Origin of the sequence: Paraburkholderia sp., assembly GCF_036488795.1 — a bacterium.
Taxonomy (GTDB): Bacteria; Pseudomonadota; Gammaproteobacteria; order Burkholderiales; family Burkholderiaceae; genus Paraburkholderia.
In genome coordinates, this window is sequence record NZ_DASXHA010000031.1 from 1 (window position 1) to 4,933 (window position 4,933).

General features: G+C 62.9%; 4 protein-coding genes. All 4 read left to right on the forward strand.

Annotated elements, in window-relative coordinates; all coding sequences use genetic code 11:
* The first annotated feature begins 31 nt into the window (after nt 1-31).
* On the forward strand, nt 32-1,492 hold the full coding sequence (guaB, locus tag VGH41_RS03990) for an IMP dehydrogenase (RefSeq protein ID WP_331596042.1): 1,461 nt from the start codon (nt 32-34) through the stop codon (nt 1,490-1,492).
* 6 nt (nt 1,493-1,498) lie between these two features.
* The gene (locus VGH41_RS03995; RefSeq protein ID WP_331596043.1) at nt 1,499-2,179 is read left to right on the forward strand and encodes a hypothetical protein; all 681 of its coding nucleotides are present in this window, start codon (nt 1,499-1,501) and stop codon (nt 2,177-2,179) included.
* 189 nt (nt 2,180-2,368) lie between these two features.
* Nucleotides 2,369-3,952 carry a glutamine-hydrolyzing GMP synthase gene (gene guaA, locus VGH41_RS04000; RefSeq protein ID WP_331596044.1) on the forward strand — a complete coding sequence of 528 codons (1,584 nt, stop codon included), beginning with the start codon at nt 2,369-2,371 and terminating at the stop codon, nt 3,950-3,952.
* A gap of 335 nt (nt 3,953-4,287) precedes the next feature.
* Nucleotides 4,288-4,933 (forward strand): hypothetical protein (locus VGH41_RS04005; protein WP_331596045.1); only part of this gene is annotated, 646 nt, incomplete at its 3' end.

Sequence of the window (4,933 nt, forward strand, 5' to 3'; positions counted from 1 at the left end):
ATAATTCGCTTTTGCGCCTATAGGATTTGCCATGCGTCTGATCCAAACAGCACTCACGTTCGATGACGTGCTCCTCGTCCCGGCCTTCTCCGATGTTCTGCCGCGCGACACCAGCCTCAAGACCCGGCTGACCCGCAACATTTCCCTGAACATGCCGCTCGTGTCCGCCGCCATGGACACCGTTACCGAAGCCCGTCTCGCCATTGCGATGGCGCAAATGGGTGGCGTGGGCATCATTCACAAGAACCTCACGCCGGCCGAACAGGCGCGTGAAGTGGCCAAGGTGAAGCGTTTCGAATCCGGCGTGGTGCGCGATCCGATCACGGTGCCGCCGCAAATGAAGGTGCGCGACGTCATTGCGCTGTCGCAGCAGCATGGCATTTCTGGCTTCCCGGTAGTCGAAGGCGCCCAGCTCATCGGCATCGTCACCAACCGCGACCTGCGCTTCGAAGAGCGCCTGGACGAGCCGGTGCGCAACATCATGACGCCGCGTGAGCGTCTCGTTACCGTCAAGGAAGGCACGCCGCTCGCCGAAGCGAAGGCGCTGATGCACAGCCACCGCCTGGAGCGCGTGCTGGTCATCAACGACGCGTTCGAGCTGCGCGGCCTGATGACGGTGAAGGACATTACCAAGCAGACCGAACACCCGGACGCCTGTAAAGACGAACACGGCAAGCTGCGCGCGGGCGCGGCGGTCGGCGTGGGCGCGGACAACGAAGAGCGCGTCGAATTGCTGGTGCAGGCGGGTGTCGACGTGATCGTCGTCGATACGGCGCACGGTCACAGCAAGGGCGTGCTCGAGCGCGTGCAGTGGGTCAAGAAGAACTTCCCGCACGTCGAAGTGATTGGCGGCAACATCGCTACGGCCGCGGCCGCCAAGGCGCTGGTCGAGTACGGCGCGGACGGCGTCAAGGTGGGTATCGGCCCGGGTTCCATCTGCACCACGCGGATCGTCGCGGGTGTGGGCGTGCCGCAGGTCACGGCGATCTCCAACGTGTCGGAAGCGCTCAAGGGTACGGGCGTGCCGGTCATCGCCGACGGTGGCGTGCGTTTCTCGGGCGACGTCAGCAAGGCGCTTGCCGCCGGCGCGAATGCCGTGATGATGGGCAGCATGTTCGCCGGCACCGAAGAGTCGCCGGGCGACGTGTTCCTGTTCCAGGGCCGTCAATACAAGTCGTACCGTGGCATGGGCTCGGTCGGCGCCATGAAGGACGGCGCGGCAGACCGCTACTTCCAGGACAATTCGGCCAACATCGACAAGCTGGTGCCGGAAGGCATCGAAGGCCGCGTCGCTTACAAGGGTTCGGTCAACGCCATCCTGTTCCAGCTGATCGGCGGCGTGCGTGCCAGCATGGGTTACTGCGGCTGCCGCACCATCGCCGAGATGAACGACAAGGCCGAGTTCGTGCAGATCACCGGTGCAGGCCTGCGCGAGTCGCACGTGCATGACGTGCAAATCACCAAGGAAGCGCCTAACTACCACGTGGACTAATTGCCCATGAAGCCGCTGCTGCGCGCTGTACTGATCATCGATGCCTTGCTGTTGCTCGCGTTCGGCGTGCTGTTTCTGCTGACGCCCTGGACTTCGCTGTACAACGCGCTGCAACTGGTGCAGACGCAACCCTCGCTGGTGGGCCAGGGGCTGGGTGTCGCCCTCATCGGCCTCGCGTGGCTCGCCTTTCATGCGTCCATCGACGGCGCGCTGACCGCCACGGTCGCCAAAGTCATCGGGCATGTTAACTGGCTCACGGGGCTGCTGATGCTGGTCTGGCTGATCGGCATGCACAGGCCCGAGCTGACCGGTTTCGGTCAGCTCGTGGCGGTGCTGGCCGCGGTGGTGCTGGTCGTCGTGGGATTGGGCGGCGTGCGCTTGTCCAGCGCGGTGCGGCGCCGTGAGCGGCTGCGCGTCGCCGAGGCGGCGGCTGCGCAGCGCGCTGAGCGGCAGGCTGCGAAAGACGAGGCCCGGGCACGCGACGCGGCGGCGGTCGAGCGGACACCTTATCGGAAAGAACCGGTGGTGGTGCCTGGCGGCGATCCGCTCGTCGAGCCGGTGGTGCGTCCGGTCGAACCGGGCTTCACCGTTGCGGACCGGCCGGGCACGTTATCGGCAAGCGACGTGGAGGCGCGCAGCGCCGCCGCGGATGCGCCGGGCGCGCCACGGCCGCCGTTTCATGGTTGAGCCGCCCACGCCCACGCCATTCACCGAGGCTTCCGGATTCCGTCTGCACGTGTGGTTGGCTGCACGCCTGCGCAATGTCAGATCCCACGCTGCCCTGCACGGCCATGGCCGGCAGGGCTGCATTGAATTCAACGCCGCGCTTCGTGCGCGGCTTTCTCTATCCGTTCACTTTTGATGCCGTCCGCTGCCATGCACGACAAGATCCTGATTCTCGACTTCGGTTCGCAAGTCACCCAACTGATTGCACGTCGCGTCCGCGAGGCGAACGTGTACTCGGAAATCCATCCGTATGACGTCGATGCCGCCTTCATTCGCGACTTTGCGCCGAGGGGCGTGATCCTGTCGGGCGGCCCGAGTTCGGTCACCGAAACCGACACGCCGCGCGTGCCGCAAGCCGTGTTCGAGCTCGGCGTGCCGGTGCTGGGCATCTGCTACGGCATGCAGGCAATGGCCGAGCAGCTGGGCGGCAAGGTCGACAACGGCCATCTGCGCGAATTCGGTTATGCCGAGGTGCGCGCGCGCAACCACACGAGCCTGCTCGAGGGCATCAGCGACTTCACCACGCCGGAAGGTCACGGCATGCTGAAGGTATGGATGAGCCACGGCGACAAGGTGCTGGAAATGCCGCCCGGTTTTCAGTTGATGGCGTCTACCGAGTCGTGCCCGATCGCCGCGATGGCCGACGAGCAGCGCCACTTCTACGGTCTGCAATGGCACCCGGAAGTCACGCACACGGTGCAGGGCCGCGCGATGCTCGAACGCTTCGTGCTGAAGATCTGCGGCGCGCGTCCCGATTGGGAAATGGGCCACTACGTCGACGAAGCGGTCGCGAAGATTCGCGAGCAGGTCGGTAGCGAGCATGTCATTCTGGGCTTGTCGGGCGGCGTGGATTCGTCGGTGGCGGCGGCGTTGCTGCATCGGGCGATCGGCGATCAGCTGACCTGCGTGTTCGTCGATCACGGTTTGCTGCGTCTGAACGAAGCCGAGCAGGTGATGGCGACCTTCGCGGACCACCTCGGCGTGAAGGTCATCCACGTGGATGCCAGCGAAGTGTTCCTCTCGAAGCTCGCCGGCGTGACCGACCCGGAGGCGAAGCGCAAGATCATCGGCGCGGAGTTCGTCGAAGTGTTCCAGGCGGAAGCCGCGAAGCTCACGGATGCAAAGTGGCTCGCACAAGGCACCATCTATCCGGACGTGATCGAATCGGCCGGCAAGGGCAAGAAGGCGACGCAGACCATCAAGAGCCACCACAACGTGGGCGGCCTGCCGGAAACCCTGAATCTGAAGCTGCTCGAGCCCCTGCGCGAGCTGTTCAAGGACGAAGTGCGCGAACTGGGCGTGAAGCTCGGCTTGCCGCCGGCCATGGTGTATCGCCATCCGTTCCCGGGTCCGGGTCTCGGCGTGCGTATTCTCGGCGAAGTGAAGCGCGATTTTGCGGATCTGCTGCGCCGTGCGGATGCGATCTTCATCGAAACGCTGCGCACTTTCATCGACAAGGAAACCGGCAAGTCGTGGTACGACCTGACGAGTCAGGCATTCGCGGTGTTTCTGCCGGTCAAGAGCGTGGGCGTAATGGGTGACGGCCGCACTTACGAGTACGTCGTGGCGCTGCGCGCGGTGCAGACGCAAGACTTCATGACGGCGCATTGGGCGCATCTGCCGCATGAGCTGCTCGGCCATGTGTCGAACCGGATCATCAACGAGGTGCGGGGGATCAACCGCGTCGTGTATGACATTTCGGGCAAGCCGCCGGCGACGATCGAGTGGGAGTAAAACCTCTTTTAAATCAGGGGCTTAATCCGCCATTATAGTTGCGCATTCATTGATGCTGCGATAGTTCATGACCGGGTTCCCGGTTCAGTTCGTCCGCTGTCCAGGCTCAGATTTGGACAGGATTTGGACAGGAAACGGCTTGGCAGTTGCCAGGCCGTTTGCATTGTAGCCCTATGGGAAGCTGCGTGGACAAGGTCACCGCGAGGGATTGTCCAGAGCCTTGCGCGGTGGCTGTTGAAGATATAGTGGGCTGCACGCAGGTTCCGGTTTGTTGGCGTTTGATTTGTGGTCCGTGTATATCATCTGGGAGATCCGCCTTGCTTTCGTCTAGGAAAATGCCTGAAGCAACAGCCGAAGAATTGGAATGGTTCAAGCTCGACAACTACACTGGGCTGAGCCAGTTCACACCGTTGGACTGGGCTCGTCTGGTCGGGGATCGCCTGGCCATTCGCCGTGCACTTGACGCAGGCAATCCAGAGGCCGTCTCCGCTGTCTTCGAGTCGATTAAGGCGACGCCGTTGGAGTGGCTTGGCTCTGATATCCGGTACATTGGGGCTGACCATGCGGCGAACACTGCCGCCATTAAATCGCTGAATCTGAATCGACTGAGGGTTCTGGTCGATGAGGCGGTGTCGTTACTCGGCGTAGAAGAGCGGGCAGGTCCCGGCTGTCCCGATGCGGTCGTAGACGAACTGTTTGCCGGCAATCCCAAGTCGCCTTTTCAAAGGTACGCTCATGTGATGGTATCGATCGACGCCCCGAGGGACCGGATCGTTGCCGATTTTGCACGCTGGCTGGACAGCTGGCTGGCGACTTCGGCGTCGCTGCCTGGGTTTGACTACCGAAACGGTGATTACATGGAGAAGGCAACGAGGATCTGGATTCCCCACCGTGCCGTCCCTTTGTACGACCTTGGCTTGTTTGAGTTGACGACGGGCAAATCAGTGCCTTCGCTATTCCGATGGAGCATGCTGTTTCCCG

Bases quoted from the DNA above. Each gene is read 5' to 3' on its own strand.
- guaB (WP_331596042.1), top strand. From the start codon at position 32: ATGCGTCTGATCCAAACAGCACTCACGTTCGATGACGTGCTCCTCGTC.
- guaA (WP_331596044.1), top strand. From the start codon at position 2,369: ATGCACGACAAGATCCTGATTCTCGACTTCGGTTCGCAAGTCACCCAA.
- VGH41_RS03995 (WP_331596043.1), top strand. From the start codon at position 1,499: ATGAAGCCGCTGCTGCGCGCTGTACTGATCATCGATGCCTTGCTGTTG.